10 protein-coding genes and 6 pseudogenes are annotated in these 14,649 nt (G+C 47.4%); 4 read left to right on the forward strand and 12 right to left on the reverse strand.

What is annotated here, in order from left to right:
- Positions 1-22: 22 nt before the first annotated feature.
- From L1D11_RS15170 to L1D11_RS15195, 6 genes are all read right to left on the reverse strand, one after another.
- Positions 23-1,786 carry an IucA/IucC family protein gene (locus L1D11_RS15170; protein WP_239831924.1) on the reverse strand — a complete coding sequence of 588 codons (1,764 nt, stop codon included), beginning with the start codon at positions 1,784-1,786 and terminating at the stop codon, positions 23-25.
- Complete coding sequence (locus tag L1D11_RS15175; RefSeq protein ID WP_239831925.1) at positions 1,786-2,703, reverse strand: GNAT family N-acetyltransferase; 918 nt, start codon at positions 2,701-2,703, stop codon at positions 1,786-1,788. The genes L1D11_RS15170 and L1D11_RS15175 overlap by 1 nt, the downstream gene beginning before the upstream one ends.
- Positions 2,696-4,489: an IucA/IucC family protein gene (locus L1D11_RS15180; protein WP_239831926.1), complete on the reverse strand. Its 1,794-nt coding sequence runs from the start codon at positions 4,487-4,489 to the stop codon at positions 2,696-2,698. Before L1D11_RS15180 ends, L1D11_RS15175 begins: the two co-directional genes overlap by 8 nt.
- 218 nt (positions 4,490-4,707) lie before the next feature.
- The gene (fhuB, locus tag L1D11_RS15185; RefSeq protein WP_239831927.1) at positions 4,708-6,702 is read right to left on the reverse strand and encodes a Fe(3+)-hydroxamate ABC transporter permease FhuB; all 1,995 of its coding nucleotides are present in this window, start codon (positions 6,700-6,702) and stop codon (positions 4,708-4,710) included.
- On the reverse strand, positions 6,702-7,598 hold the full coding sequence (locus L1D11_RS15190; RefSeq protein WP_239831928.1) for an iron-siderophore ABC transporter substrate-binding protein: 897 nt from the start codon (positions 7,596-7,598) through the stop codon (positions 6,702-6,704). Before L1D11_RS15190 ends, fhuB begins: the two co-directional genes overlap by 1 nt.
- 19 nt (positions 7,599-7,617) lie before the next feature.
- Positions 7,618-8,385, reverse strand: a complete 768-nt coding sequence (locus tag L1D11_RS15195; RefSeq protein ID WP_239831929.1) for an ATP-binding cassette domain-containing protein — start codon at positions 8,383-8,385, stop codon at positions 7,618-7,620.
- Between the two features lie 148 nt (positions 8,386-8,533).
- Between L1D11_RS15195 and L1D11_RS15200 the strand changes: the two genes are divergently transcribed.
- Positions 8,534-9,742: an MFS transporter gene (locus L1D11_RS15200; protein ID WP_239831957.1), complete on the forward strand. Its 1,209-nt coding sequence runs from the start codon at positions 8,534-8,536 to the stop codon at positions 9,740-9,742.
- On the opposite strand, the gene L1D11_RS15205 is transcribed toward L1D11_RS15200, so the two are convergent.
- From L1D11_RS15205 to L1D11_RS15215, 3 genes and pseudogenes are all read right to left on the reverse strand, one after another.
- Positions 9,739-10,464, reverse strand: coding sequence for a siderophore ferric iron reductase (locus tag L1D11_RS15205; protein WP_239831930.1), 726 nt, complete (start codon positions 10,462-10,464; stop codon positions 9,739-9,741). The two genes, L1D11_RS15200 and L1D11_RS15205, sit on opposite strands and share 4 nt — an antisense overlap.
- A gap of 391 nt (positions 10,465-10,855) precedes the next feature.
- Positions 10,856-11,059 (reverse strand): annotated as a pseudogene (locus L1D11_RS15210) (IS6 family transposase); the annotation flags it as partial.
- A 51-nt stretch (positions 11,060-11,110) separates the two neighbouring features.
- A pseudogene (locus L1D11_RS15215) lies at positions 11,111-11,200 on the reverse strand (IS3 family transposase); the annotation flags it as partial.
- Here L1D11_RS15215 and L1D11_RS15220 point away from each other — a divergent pair.
- Positions 11,191-11,883 (forward strand): annotated as a pseudogene (locus L1D11_RS15220) (fructose PTS transporter subunit IIB); the annotation flags it as partial. The pseudogenes L1D11_RS15215 and L1D11_RS15220 overlap by 10 nt on opposite strands.
- A 116-nt stretch (positions 11,884-11,999) precedes the next feature.
- Here the strand turns inward: L1D11_RS15220 and L1D11_RS15225 are convergent.
- Positions 12,000-12,194 (reverse strand): annotated as a pseudogene (locus L1D11_RS15225) (TetR/AcrR family transcriptional regulator); the annotation flags it as partial.
- Between the two features lies 1 nt (position 12,195).
- Here L1D11_RS15225 and L1D11_RS15230 point away from each other — a divergent pair.
- Positions 12,196-12,932, forward strand: a pseudogene (locus tag L1D11_RS15230) (methyl-accepting chemotaxis protein); the annotation flags it as partial.
- Between the two features lie 86 nt (positions 12,933-13,018).
- Here L1D11_RS15230 and L1D11_RS15235 read toward each other — a convergent pair.
- Positions 13,019-13,441: an organic hydroperoxide resistance protein gene (locus tag L1D11_RS15235; RefSeq protein WP_065681095.1), complete on the reverse strand. Its 423-nt coding sequence runs from the start codon at positions 13,439-13,441 to the stop codon at positions 13,019-13,021.
- Positions 13,442-13,568: 127 nt separating this feature from the next.
- Between L1D11_RS15235 and L1D11_RS15240 the strand changes: the two genes are divergently transcribed.
- Complete coding sequence (locus tag L1D11_RS15240) at positions 13,569-14,006, forward strand: MarR family transcriptional regulator (protein ID WP_239831931.1); 438 nt, start codon at positions 13,569-13,571, stop codon at positions 14,004-14,006.
- 157 nt (positions 14,007-14,163) lie between these two features.
- Here L1D11_RS15240 and L1D11_RS15245 read toward each other — a convergent pair.
- Positions 14,164-14,582, reverse strand: a pseudogene (locus L1D11_RS15245) (aromatic amino acid transport family protein); the annotation flags it as partial.
- Positions 14,583-14,649: the final 67 nt, after the last annotated feature.

The following is a 14,649-nucleotide window of genomic DNA, read 5'->3' on the forward strand; positions in this document are numbered from 1 at the left end:
GCCATTATTATTGTTTTGTCGCTTAAAGCTTGTTTTCTGCTTGCAGTGCGGCCACTAGCGGGTTGTCGAGCATGTCGTCCATATCGGGTAACATTCTCGATGCGCTGGCATCGGTACTGTGGCGGAATTTGGCTAAGTTAAGGCCTATGCGCAAAATGCGCGGTTTGAATAGATCGAATTTACTAAATCGGTGTTGATAGTCAGGCTGCTGCTCCATGTAGGCTTTGATTCGCTGACCCAACAGGGCGTAAAACTGCGACTCTGAGAAGCCGAGCTTAGCGACCAAAGGCGAAATAAAACGCAGCGTGGTAACGAAGTGTCCAGTTTGTAGATCGTGGATGATCAACTCTTCTTCGAGGCGCACTGTTACCTCTTTTACGCTCGACTCAAGCGCAGCCTGCTCTGGGTAATCGCTATCAACCAGACGCATGTCGCCCTGAAAATCTTTAAGTAGAATGCGCTTTGGAAGGTCGTTTTCTAATACCAGAGTGACGTTCTGCCCGTGAGCAATCAGAGAGACACCGTATTTACACAACAGGTGGTAGTAAGGAATAACGACCGCATCGAACATCGTACTCAGCCACGCTTCAACAGAGACGCCTGAACGTTCAATGTATTCTGCGATAAGCGGATTGCCCTGATTGTCGCTTTCCATTAAAGCCGCCATCAGAATTGCCTGCTCACCCTGCTTGAGCTTTGATGCAGCAGATTCACGCCAGATAACGCCAAGCAGTTCGTGGTAGCGATAAGGTGCCTGTTCTAGTAACTGGTAATCGGCCTGAGCTGCAAAGGCTGCGGCGGGCTCCTGAAGAACTTCAGCTTGCTTTTCAACCAGCAGTTGATCTGAACTAAACACAGATTCTATCCAGTCCGATGCAGTAGGACCTGCAAGAATATAGCGGCCGGGAATGCCTCGGTAGCATGAGGTATTCATGATTGTTAGTGGTAGCTTAATGTCGTAGCTGTCAGGTCGAGTGATGTTACTTAACGTTCGTAATGAGAGTTGTGGCAGAAACTGATCACCAAACTCGCCGAGGTAGATCAGTTTCTTCTCAGCCATTTCACGGATAAACAGTAGCGATAGCTTGTTGCTCCATTGCCACGGATGAACTGGAACATAGCTGTAGTCTGCAATATCAACCCCGTAGGAAGCGACAATGCTATCCAAGGTTTTACGCTCTGATTCATTCATTGACGAGTTAAGTAGCTCTTGCCAGCTGACGCTATCGTTAGTCGCGAGTTGCAGAATGGAGTGTTCCACTGCCACCCAGCCAAGTTGGAAGGCGCGTTCTGATTCCGGTGCGTAGAGCTTTAAATCATCACTACCCCAGCCGCGTCGACCTTTGTTAAAGGCAAATTTAGGGTGACCGTCGAAGTAGGTCTGCTGCTGCTCGCAAGGGAGCAGGGCTAAATCTCGAGCGGTCAGCGCCTCTTTTCGCTGCATCAACTTACAGTCGCCGAGTAGAGTCGCATTAAGATCCTCTAAGTGCTCGGCGAATGCGTCATCAGTCATGTTGAGCAGAGACTGTAAGTCACGCATTAAAAGGGCTGCGGAAATGCTCTGTTGTGGCTGGCGGACAATTGAGCCAGGTTCAATCAGAACCTGACCCCAAATGTTTTCACTACCTTGGAATTGGTAGCTGACTTGATTGGCTAGCTTTAGCGTATAACCCTGAGCATCCTGCTCGAAACGAAACGCCTGCTCATAGGCGAATTCGCTGATGATCTTGGCGACCATTTTCTGGTTAGCCAGCGGCCAGTATTTATGTAGCGCTATCTGTTCCATTACCACTGCTCCGAGAAGAAACGGTCACGTGTCATCATCAGCAAAGCTGAACGTTTGTGTGGGAAGTTAAACTCGAAACACTTCTCGTAACCGAAAGGCAGGATGCGATTAAACAGGCGTTGATTGTCCGATCTCGGTTCGAGAACGATACGCTGAGTCCGCGTGTCATCGATAAACAAGTAATGGCTGATCCCTTTCATCCAGGCATTAAAGAACTTAGGACCACGGAACTGTTGTTCACCGACAAGCAGGTGAATACCTCGATCAAAGTCCTGTACGTCGAAGTAAGGGCTGAGTCTGTCTTCTGCTACCCAGTAAGCTTCCACATAGCCAAAAGGTTGACCGTTAAACTCACCAATCAGTGGAATAATGTGGGGGTCTGCCATGCGTTGCTGTAGGAACTCTGCCAGCTTTTCCTCACTCCATGCCTGCTCCCAGAAATGGGCCACGCGCGGGTCGTTCATCCAGCGAGTAAACTGAGCCAGATCCTTGTCGATATCAACGGTACGGAAGCTTACTTCCAACTCAGCATCAACGTCATATCTCTGATAAACGCATCCTTCGGGCTTTGACGGCCTTAAAGGGTGATGTCGGTATTGGTCGTTCGACTGAACTAAACGCTTTGGGAAATGGGTTGAAGTTTTGTGGCGATGCCAAAACAGCGGTAATTGATAAAAACCGCTGCGATGAAGCTCACCGTTGATGACAGGAAACTCTTGAGTGAGTCGCTGCTCTACCTGTTGATCGTCGCTGGCGAGGGCGATGGACTCTAACTGCTTGTGCAGGCTAAACAGTTGGTCAAGTTCATTAACCAATGTCTCGAATAAGGCCGAGTGATCAAGGTCACTGGCCTGAACGGTAACGCGTACATTGGGAGTGGGGTTATCCTGATAGATAAAAGTGGTGAAATCAGACATCTGCGGCTTCCTTGACGCGAGCGAGAGGGTTAGGCAGATCAAAGTAAATGACTGCCGGATCGGGAATAGAGTTCTCGTTAAAGTTCTGCAGGTAGCAGAAGAAGTTGCCCTTGCAACACAATGACTCACTGTTCAGTACATAGTTCAGACAGCGATCATCATTAACACCGCTTTGCAGCAGAGCAGCGAGCTTATCGTGAAGAATTTCGATCAGTTGTGACTCTTGCACATCGAGGTTGGCACAGATTGCTGAGATAACGTTAAAGGTAGAGTTGATGATTAGGTAGTAAGCGAAATAGCGCTCGACCTTCTCTTGGTTCCAGTAGTTTTCTAGCGTCTCTTTCTCATCGCCGAGCAGGCTGCCGAAGCGCTGCAGTGCAAGGTCTGTATATCCAGTTCCCTGACAATCTCGGTAGTACATACCGACAGGGAAACCTTGCTCAAGTTGCATCACAATGTTTTGCTGGTGGGCGAGGAAAACAATGCCGAAGTTAGCCTGTAAGTGGAAAAGAGAAACGACACTGTGGGTACAGTAAGCATCAAACCACTGCTTCGCAGCTTGCTGATGAGACAGATTGTCCTGTTGCGCGTAATGGCGAATTCGCTCGGCTACCAAGCTGGAACCACCATAAGGGTTTTGCTGGGTTAATGTCGCGAGAACTACCGCTTCCTGCTCGGGTCTATCTTCGAGAGGGTTGTCTCTGAATGCCACAAGGCTCTCGTCAATGATATTTCCCTGACTATCTTTAAGGCCGATATAAGCTGGCTCTTGCATCAGTTGGAAACCAAAGCCTTTACCAAGCTGCTGATCAAGAATTTCTTGCTGGAACAAGTCATTGAGACGTGTGCCGCGAACCACTTCTTTAAGCGACAGGTTACGAATTGAGTTGGTCAGCTTTACGCTTAGAGAGAACTTAAGCATATAAGGCAGTGAAGGCGCGTAGAGCGAACGGGTTGAAGAGGTTGGATACCAGTTGACACCGATTTGGCCAAGGTTATTCAGTTGACCGTTCTTAAGGTATTCCTCTATCGAAGGGTTACTTGCCATTACGCTCCATTGCCAAGGGTGGACAGGCAGCAGGCTTTTGTCTTGTGCGATAGCTTCGGTTAACGCTTGTTGTAGTTTTGGTTCATGAGCGACCAGCTCTGACATACGTTGTTGGCATTGGATACCTGCAGAACTTCCCTGGGCAATAAGCTGGTTATCAACGCTTAGCCAGTAGAGCTGGAACTGACCACCAAGTTCTGGTGAGTAAACTTTGGCATCCTCAAGACTAAACTGTTCACGACTTTTCGGTGCTGGGTGGAATGAATGACCTATTAATAAACCTTGTTCTGCGGTTTTGAAGTCCAGTTTGTCGGTAAAGAGTCGGGTTTGATAAGGAGAATGTTGGATACCTTGACTGGTGTTGCGCTGACTTTCCAGCACGCGAGTCACGAAGATCTGTTTCTGTTCTTCACTGATGAATCCGACAATCGCAGGTTCGGACACCATCAATTCGATAAGCTGATTGTCGGATAATGTCGTTACCGAATCACCACTAAGTAGCAGGGCAGGCAGTTGGTACTCGTGACTACCCAATTGCGAAAAGTAGCTAAGCGGTATGTGAATGGTTCGTCCACCTGATAGTGGCAACTGATAAGTGTAACCTTGCGGACGTGATTCGATTTGTACGGTATGACTTTCTCGGGCGAGAGAGTTGAGAAAACAAGCTAAGGCGGGGTCATTATTGCTGACCTGCTGGTTTGAGTTCTCTGGGTTGAGCCGATCGTTTTTACGATTCATTTTTCTTTCTCAAATTATTATTAATTAAACTGACAGTATGAATGCTAATTATTATCATTCGTATAATCAACTGCTTTTTAATAATTTGTCGAAAATGGTAACGAGAGGTCTAAGTGTTTAATTTATCAATAAGCTTTATGGTATGGTTGCATAGTGGAGGTCCATATCGAGACCTCCGCATATGCGCAACTTAATCGCTGTTTCGCGACCATTCGCTGCTATTTCCTCATTAAATAGAGGAAGTAACCACCGCCGATCAGCGAGGCTAATAGTCCAGCAGGGAATTGCCAAGGGAACCATAGCGTTCTGCCTATCCAGTCCGCCGTGACCATAATAATTGCACCTAGAAGTGCTGCTGTGATCATTTGCGGTATCGCGCGATATTGATGGAGTGAACGCGCCATATGTGGCGCTAGCAAGCCAATAAAGCTTAATGGGCCAATAACTATAGTGCAGAGGGTTGTTAACGCCGCAACGATAAGCAGCACCAATCTGACCATAGTCGCGTTGAGGCCGAGGCTAGTGGCAGTCACTTCACCGAGATTGACCAGAGTAACCCAGCGATGAAGCGAGAGAGCCAAAATTCCAACAAGGCAGACACCGCCAGCTAATAGCCACATGTCACCAAGGCTGACTAAATAGGTTGAGCCTGACAGCCAGGTAAGCAGGGCGGCGGCGTTGTCGTGGCCTGAGCTCATGGCAATTCTTAGCAGGGCGTCCAGTCCTGCGCTAAGTGCGATACCCGTCAATAAAGTTTGCGTTGGGGCGAAATTGTGTCGTCTGCCCATTAACCAGACTAAGCCTGTTACTGAAGCCGCTCCAAGGGTACCGAGTAGCATTTGCTGTTCCCGCTCAATCGCTACGCCAGTCAGAGTACCGAGAACCAGAGCCAATGCTGCGCCAGAGCTGATCCCCAGTACTTCAGGGCTAGCCATTGGGTTGTTGGAAATACGCTGAATCACTGTGCCAGCAAAGGCCAGCCCGATCCCTGCCAATAGCGCAACCATGATTCGTGGCGCTCTCAGATCAAACAGAGACTGAGTGAGTGTTGTGCTCCAGCATGACGGAGTTTTGCCGACCATTAAAGCAATGATGACAGCAGCTAACAGAACACAAATAAGCATGACGGTAATTCTGGTCGCGCCAATGGTTCTATACTGGCCAACCGAATCGGTGCGGGCTTTGAGGTCAGATTGTAGTTTGGTTCGTTGCAATAACCAGAGTAAAAATGGTGCGCCAATGAGGGCGGTCATTGCTCCTGTGGGTAGCAACTCTCCTCCGACACCTGAGAAAGGCTGAATCACAAGATCGACAATCAATAGCAGTAGACTGCCGACTAAGCCACTGACAATAATCTGTTTTGCCAGTGCTCGCGCGCCCAACATTCTCGCTATTGCCGGTGCAACAATACCGACAAAGCCGATCAGACCAACTTCACTGACCACGGCTGCAGTAATAAAAATAGCCAGTGACAGGCAAAGCAATTTAATCTGCTTGATGTTGACCCCTAAGGAAGTGGCAACATTGTCACCGAACTGAAGTACAGACAGAGGTCTCTGCAGTATCAACAGTAGGATAGTGGGTAGGGTAACAAGCGGCAAAAGTACCTGAGTGCTCGACCAGTCATTCTGGTTGAGTACTCCGGCACCCCAGACAAAAACAGTCGTTAAACGTTGCTCATGCAATAGCAACAGCATGGTGTTAACCGAACCAAGGAAAAGGCTGACCACCAGACCGGCCAAAACCATATGCAATGGTGAAAACCCTCTGCTAGAGCTAAGGAGAAAAACCAGTCCTGTAGCGAGGCAGCCACCGATAAAGGCCGGAACAAAATTAGGAATTAAACTGGTGGCTGGGAGCAGTAACAGACCGAGCACCATGCCGAACTCAGCTCCTGCTGCGACCCCAAGCGTCGTCGGAGAGGCGATTGGATTGCGCAATACAAACTGCATCACGCAGCCAGAAACCGCGAGTGCGAAGCCGCAAATCAGCGCCACAGCGAGCCTTGGCAGGTAAGTGTAATGGGTAATGATATGTTGGTAGTTGGCCGAATCGAAGTGAAACAGCGATTGCCAAATTAAACCGATTCCCTGTGAATAGGGAGCGGTCACTTGCAGTAACCCACTAACCAGCGCCATGACAGCGATGGTTAGTAGAATCGATTTGATATTGAAGTTTTGGCTACTGCGCTGCGCGATATTGCCTGCGTCCATTAAGGTCTAACTAACTGTTGAGTGATATGGTCACTGAAACGTTGTGTAGCGATAAGGCCGCCAAACGTCCAGATTGCAGGAAGTTCATAGACTGAATCAGTGCGGGTAAATTCCATTGCCTGCCAAAGTGGCGACTGGTTAAGCTGTTTACGCTCTTTCTCCTTAAGAGGGCCAAAAAGTATCACGCTGGCACCTTGGTGTTCGGCAAGCTTTTCAGTTCCGGTAGTGGTGAATCCCCACATGTTTGTGGTTTCGTTCCAGTCATTGCGCATGCCCATTGCGTCAATCGTGTCTTGAGCTAAAGAGCCTTTGCTATGGACACGGAGTGTCTTGTCGTTGATGAAACGAGCAAAAATAACCGGTTTTTGTGCAGAACCAGCGGCCTGGATTTTACGACCGTTTTCAGCCAGACGCTGGTGTGTCTGACTGATCACCATCTCTGCTTGCTGTTGCTTGTCGAATAGCTGACCTAAAGAGCGAGTAATGGACTCTGCTGATTTTAGCGGTTGTTTTTCTTCACTGTAGATAGTGAATACAAGGACAGGAGCGATCTGGCTAAGCGGCTGGTAAGCTGCGGCCATATGTTTACTGACCAGTATTACGTCAGGCTTAAGTTCACTCAGCAGTTCAAGGTTAGGTTCTCTGCGCGAGCCTACATTAGTGACCTCTGGGCTTAGCTCTGGTTCTGCTACCCACTGCTGGTAGCCCTGAGGGTTGGCGACACCTTCTAGCTCAATACCTAAGCTAAGTACGGTTTCAGTAAGTGCCCAGTCTAACGCAACCACTTTTTTGGGTGGCTGTTCAAAAGTGCTCACCCCCATTTCATGAGTAATCTCAAGAGCGTAACTGTGGGTAGAGACTAAAGCTGCACACAACATCACGATGAACTTTTTCACAATGAATTCCTTTTTTGGGTTAAGGGATATAACTTATTGGCTGACCAGTCGTCGGGTGAGGGAACAGTGCCAGTTCCATACCGTAAATCTTCCTCAGCGTATCTGGTGTCATCAGCTCTTCTGGAATGCCCGAAGCAATCACTTTGCCTGAGTGAAGGGCGATTAAGCGGTCACTGAATTTGGCGGCCATATTGACGTCATGCAAAACCATAATCACGGTCAGACCCAATGATTGATTAAGTTCGCGGATTAAAGCGAGTAATTCATGCTGGTGGGCGACATCGAGCGCAGAAGTAGGCTCATCGAGTAAGATGCACTGGCTTTGCTGTGCAAGCAGCATTGCTACCCATGCGCGCTGTCTTTCACCACCGGACAAGGTCGCCACATATCGTTCGGCCAGATTACTCAGACCTACTTTTTCAATTGCTGACTCGACGATGGCGTAATCTTGTTGACTATAGCGTCCAAAAGCCCCTTTCCATGGATAACGACCGAAACAGACAAGTTCGCGCACTGTTACGCCATCGGTGACTGGTGGATGCTGTGGCAGGTAAGCAACTTGATGGGCAAATTCCAGATGACTGTAGGAAGAGACTTGCTCATTTTGGAACAATACCGTGCCATGACTTGGCGCGTTTTGCCTGCTTAAGAGTTTAATCAGGGTCGACTTACCACAACCGTTATGACCTAGCAGAGTGGTGATCTCTCCTTGGGCGAAAGTCAGGTTAGTAGGGGAAAGTATGGTCTTGTCGTCGATTTCATACGACGCGTCGACAAGTTGGTACATGACGAAATATCAAGTTGTGTTATTGATTACGAGTCGGTAATGTTAACATATCGAAATAGAAATGATAATTACTTTCATAATCACTTTGTGGTGTGAGTTTCTCTAGCTACACTGCACTTTCTCTTGCGCTTATAGTGTTTTCAATATGATGTCAGTTACACAAAATAAAACCGCCCAATTGGGTGTCGTTGGCCTTGCGGCCGCCTTAATGGGGATTGGGCAAAATGGCCTGCTGGTCTCTTTGCCTTTTCTGGTCGAGAAGTCCGCTTTTAGTTTGTCGACCTGGTCAATTCTTATTGCAGTCGGTAGTTTACTGTTTCTTCCTTCGGCTCCTTATTGGGGGCGTTACAGCGATCTCCATGGACCAAAGATCGTCGTGGTGAGAGCCCTGGCAGGTATGGCGCTTAGCTTTTCGTTACTCAGCGTGTTTGCTTTTGTCAGTCACACTAATGAAGCACTGGTCAGTCTCTGTCTGGTAGGGCTACTGCTGGCGCGAATGATTTATGGGTGTACGGTTTCAGGCATGGTCCCAGCCAGTCAGCACTGGACTATTCTGCTGTGCGGTGAAGAGAACCGGCTACAAGCCATCACTTCTGTCAGCATTGGTTTGAGTGCGGGTAGGTTGATTGGTCCACTGATCTCAATTCTGGTGTTAAAGCTGTCTCCCTATGCGCCGTTAATGGTGATGGTGGCGTTGCCCTGCGTGGCGCTGGTCGCTGCAATGATGCTTCCTTCGCCATCGGTAGAAGAGAAAACTCAAGCTAAGAAGGAGTCCTTGCCTTGGTTACCGCAAAGAAAACTACTGCCATATCTGTTCAGTGGACTGCTATTGTGCGCGGCGATTGCGTTGCTGCAATACAGCTTCTCTCCATTGATTGGCAGCGTGACACAGTGGAATACCGGGCAAATTAGTGATGCGATTGGAGTGCTTTTGACTATCAGTGCTGCCTGCACGTTTGTTACGCAAGTTATTGTGATCAAAAAGAAAAAGCTCACGCCACTATCTATGTATCGAATTGGTTCTGTCCTGTTATTGGTCGGATTCGCCCTGTTTCTTACCGTTAACATATGGGTATTTGGCGTAGCGATGACGCTGGCTGCCAGTGGCGCAGCATTACTTGTACCAGCATATACCAGCTCGGCGACCGAGCAGCAACGCGACTATCCGGGCGCCGTGGCAGGTTACATCTCGATGTTCCACACCATAGGTTACGGTGTGGCGTCATTAATGGCGGTGACTGCCACCATCTCCGCCAACTATCCAATATATCTGTGTATTACCTTTTCCGCGATAATCGTGTTGATTGCTTATCTCGCGGTGAACCGACAACAGGAGAAGGAGATAAAAACCGCTTAGCGTTTATTAGCCGGATGCCTTGGGCAGTCACTGCATAACTGACGCCCATGGCATTTATAAACTAGGCAGCAACTGGTTCGAAAGAGTTTCAGACTGTTGGAGTGAGGGTCATAGCTAAGAGAGCTAAGTAGTTTCTCTGGTAGCCGGCAGGCATGTAACCACAGTCGAGCCTGTTGCATTAGGTACTCTTCATCCAAAGCAGGGGCCAACTGATGAAGTTTGACTATGCAGCCAAGTATACTGTCGGCGAACAGATGACGCGTAAATCCGGGCCGGATGCGCGTCCACTGGCTCATCTCATTTCGGAAGTACTCAAATAGTTCAACGAGTTGCTTACCTGCCTGCTCAATCAGCTCTGACTCTGTGCCTTGAGAAAAGTCGGATGATTCAAATTGAAAGCCGCTAATAAACCTTGGCTGAACCTTTTGCGCCATTTTAGTTAGGTCAGGTAAGCCGCGACAGGCGTAAATGGAGATAAATGCGACATAAATCGGTTGCCAGCAGAGTAGAGTCCAGCTTCGGGTCAACCAGTAAGGGGCGCCAGCTTCTGGGTGTTCTTTCTCCAGGCTTACATAGAGCTCGCGAATAGACTGCGAGCTAGGATGGCCAAGATGAATTAGCGACGGATCACTAGTTGCCAAAGGGGCTAACTGTCCATCTAGATATGGGGTGACCTGTTTGGAATATTCAAACAGATGTTCAAAGAACGAATGATCACTCATTGGATAGTGCTTATCTGTGCTACCTAGGAAGCGTACAGGATAAGTAATTGTGTCAGTTAATACAATCGATTCTCATTACGATTTGTGTTAAAGACTAAAAAATGTTCATCGCCGATTAGTGTTGCCATGGTAAGTCCCTGAGCACGTCAGGGGGAATTATTTGATCCCAAGCAAAGCTGGCATGTGCCCGTTACCCTTGAACGCTGCGTTGAAACCGCCCGACCATGCGCTGATCTCATCGTGGAGCAGCAAAAATGAGCATTAACACCAAATTAATTTCGTCTGCTTCAAGCGCACTTTTTTACTTTAGTTGTGATATGTGCGAGTGGGTACTATCAGGTTCTGTCGCAAATCTAGTTAGAGGCGTGACAGACCTATCCAACAGTTACAATTATACTGCTAGTGCGTAGAATCGCTCAAAGGCCGTTTGGCCTTCAACATCTATCTGGTCTTGTTTCAACATCGTCCACACTTCACGCCCATGCAAACTGGCCAAGGCTCCTTCCTTTGACTTCCAACCTAGAGCTTGACGTGTTTTCTGCTTCACCCAACGGTGGCTTTGCTCAACGATATTGTTCAGGTATTTAATGTCCAAAGTGTATGGTACGCCCCGTTTTGATCTGCTCCAGCCAGACTGGACACTTCATTAAGCGACATTTTGATTTTCAAAGTTAACTGGGCTTAGATACCCAAGAGCACTGTGCCTTCTTGTCCGATTATAATCAACCTCTATGTATGGCTTTGGCGACTTTTCTGTCACCGAAGAAGTTTAAGCGAGACGAACGCGAAGCGGGCAAAGCCGCAGGCATCATTGGGATGATTGGTATTAGTGAAGGGGCAATTCCTTTTGCCGCCGCTGACCCTGCGCGAGTGCTACCTGCTGTGGTTGCTGGCGGTATTGTCGGTAACGTGGTTGGCTTTATGTTCCATGTGGTAAACCATGCACCATGGGGCGGATGGATTGTTCTGCCTGTAGTCGATGGCAAAATTGGCTACATCATTGGTACTCTTGCAGGGGCGCTAACCACGGCATTCATAGTGATACTGCTTAAAAAGAATGTGGTAGAAGGCGACGAGCTTTCTTATCAGTCTGCAGGTTGTTCGGTGACGGAAGAAGGGCAAGCGGATGTACTCGCGATTACTTCTTGTCCGTCAGGTGTCGCACATACTTTCTTGGCGGCTAAGTCTTTAGAAAAAGCGGCCCATCACCTTGGAGTTCGGATAAAGGTTGAGACCCAAGGTGCCAACGGAATAGGTAATCGCATTACACAGAAAGATATTGAAAGGGCGAGGTTGGTGATCTTCGCTCATGATGTGGCGATTAAAGAAGTTGAGCGTTTTGCGAATGTGAAGATCTTAGATGTCAGCACCAAAGAGGCGATGCTCAATGCGCAGGCGCTGATCATGAGAAAGGTATAACCCTTAAGCTATAGAGTTAATCGTCTACAAAGTTAACGAGATCAAAACTAAAAAGACTCCGCTCTAGCCCTTGGCTAACAGTGGAGTCTTTTTGTTGTTATGCCTGAGTTCAGTACTTAAAAAGGATGATACTTAAATACGTCTTCAACCATTGAGTTAAGCAAATCGATGTCATCGCATGTTTTTGCGTAGGTACGCAGGCCTGCTATTTGAACTTGAACATGTCGAGCAAGTTGAACAGGTTCACGCTCTTTGCTTATTTCACCAAGCTCTTGTGCTTCGGTAATCAGCTTAGCGAACTCACCTTCCATCCAAATTGGTTTGGTTGCGACGGCAACGGAAGAGTTGTCGGCCACAGTAAATGAAGTAGCTGCGAAAACTCAGCAGACAGCAAGCTCTGCAAAGATGGTTGATGAGCAGTCGCAAGAAGGTTTGAGTGCGGTTCAAGAGTCTTACCACTCTATCGAAAAGCTAGCATCTGAAATTAATGACCTAGCCGAAAAAATTACTCATCTGCACGAGAGTAGCAATAATATTAACAGTGTGATTGATGTGATTAAGTCGGTAGCAGAACAAACCAACCTATTGGCATTGAATGCAGCGATTGAAGCAGCGCGAGCTGGTGAGCAAGGCCGTGGCTTTGCGGTCGTTGCTGATGCAGTTCGTACACTGGCTCAGCGTACGCAAGAATCGACATTGGAGATTGAAGGCTTCATCAGTTCTCTACAATCAGATGTGCAGACCGTCTTCAACGTGATTGATAACAGTAAGAAGATGTCATCAAACGCAGTACAGGATTCAAAAGAGGTCGAGCAAACCTTACAAAGCATCTTAGCTTCGATAAGTGAGATCTTGAGCATGACGGAACAGATCGCTACCGCAACAGAAGAGCAAGCGGTGTGGCTCAAGATATTGCACAAAACGTCATGGCGGTAGAACAGAAGTCGACAGAGTCGACCACTGGCGCAACCCAAATTGCAGCAACTGCCAAAGAGCAAGCTGAACTGGCAGCTTCATTGAAAGAGATTGCCAACACGTTTAAGAGCTAAGTGCTTGACTTGAAATTGAGAGTTATGCAAACAAATGTCCCACCCAGTGCGGGACATTTTTTATAGGGAAAGGTAAAACTTTTCGCTTAAAGCGCTTGTCCGTTAACCGACAATTTCACATCAATGTTGCCACGAACAGCATTTGAGTAAGGGCAGACTTGGTGCGCGGTTTTCACAAGCGTCACAGCTTGTTCTTGCTCTAGATCCAGTTCAATCGATAGAGCAACAGTTAAAGCAAAGCCGCCATTTTCATTTGGGCCAATGCCAACTGTCGCGGTCGTTGGCGCCGATACAATCTTAATTTTCATCTCTTTTGCTACGTGAAGTAGAGCATTTGAGAAACACGCAGAGTAGCCCGCAGCAAACAGTTGCTCAGGGTTGGTCGCTTCACCTGTTCCGCCCATTTCTTTAGGGTAGCTCAACGCTACTGAAAGCAGGTTGTCATCTGTTGATACTTGGCCGTTACGACCTGCCGTTGCAGTTGCAGAAGTTGTGTAGAGCGTTGTCATTGATCTAGTCCTTTTTTTGGTTGTGTAAAATTAAATTGTACGCAACTTAATTTTAAAGCTAGCTTAATTGATAAAATTTGAGCGCGCAAGTATATTGTGCACAATTTAATTTATTGGTGAAGTGATCATGAGCGACCAAGATGACTATCTAAAGCTAGATAATCAGGTGTGTTTCGCGCTGTATAGTGCGTCGAATGCAATGAGTAGAGCGTATCAACCTTTACTAAAAGCGCTTGATCTTACTTACTTGCAGTACATTGTGATGATGGTGCTGTGGGAAGAAAAAGAGATAAATGTCAAAGCCCTAGGCGCAAAAACGCATTTAGATTCTGGTACATTGACGCCATTGCTCAAGCGTTTGGAAATGAAAGGTTACGTGCTTAGAAGCCGAAGTACTGAAGATGAACGAGTTCGAGTGATCACACTGACACCTGCAGGGGTCGAACTCAAAGAACAAGCGCAAACCGTGCCAGTAAAAATGCTTTGCATTTCTAAGATGAGTGAAGGTGAGCTTAAATCACTGAAAGTACAGTGTGAGCAGTTGCTTGGTAACTTAGCCAAGTAAGTACTTTTTAGATCTCGGCAATGACAATTAGACATTGAAAAAGCCCGTTAGCCTTTACTTTTAATTAGTTGCGATTGCTAATTCAACTAAGAATAGCGGGCTTTTTGTATCTGCTGTCGTTTAAATACCAACAGATAGTTTGGTCTATCGAAATTTTCCCCATAAACCAAGACTCGAAAGTTAAAGCGCCAAAACCAAATGTTTCCATCAGTGCTGTGTCGCTACCGGCTGCGACATAGCTGCCTGATAAGCGGCGCACCTTAACCACCATCGCGAGTGGCCCCCAGATAGCTAAGAACACTAATACCATTCCCGCATTATCTAACATGCTCACAAACTGGCTAGCGAACAGCTCTGCCAATACCAAAGGTCAGATGAAGGTTAACTCATAAGCCAACGCTTTGTTATTGGTCACCGCATCTTTGTTTTGGTTGTAAAGCGCCATAGATACGCTAAGGAAAGAGGTCACCAATGCCAGTGCTGAGAGCAGGGTGAAATCACTACCTTCAACCAATAACATTGGCCGCTAACTGGCGGTGAAGTTAAAGTAACAAGTGAAAAATCAAACTGCGTTAAAGGCTTGGCTCATGCTAAATATTGGTAGTTGCTTGAATGACAATTGAACGAGTGTTCGAACAATTTG

Source organism: Vibrio sp. Isolate32, from assembly GCF_022397955.1.
GTDB lineage: Bacteria > Pseudomonadota > Gammaproteobacteria > Enterobacterales > Vibrionaceae > Vibrio.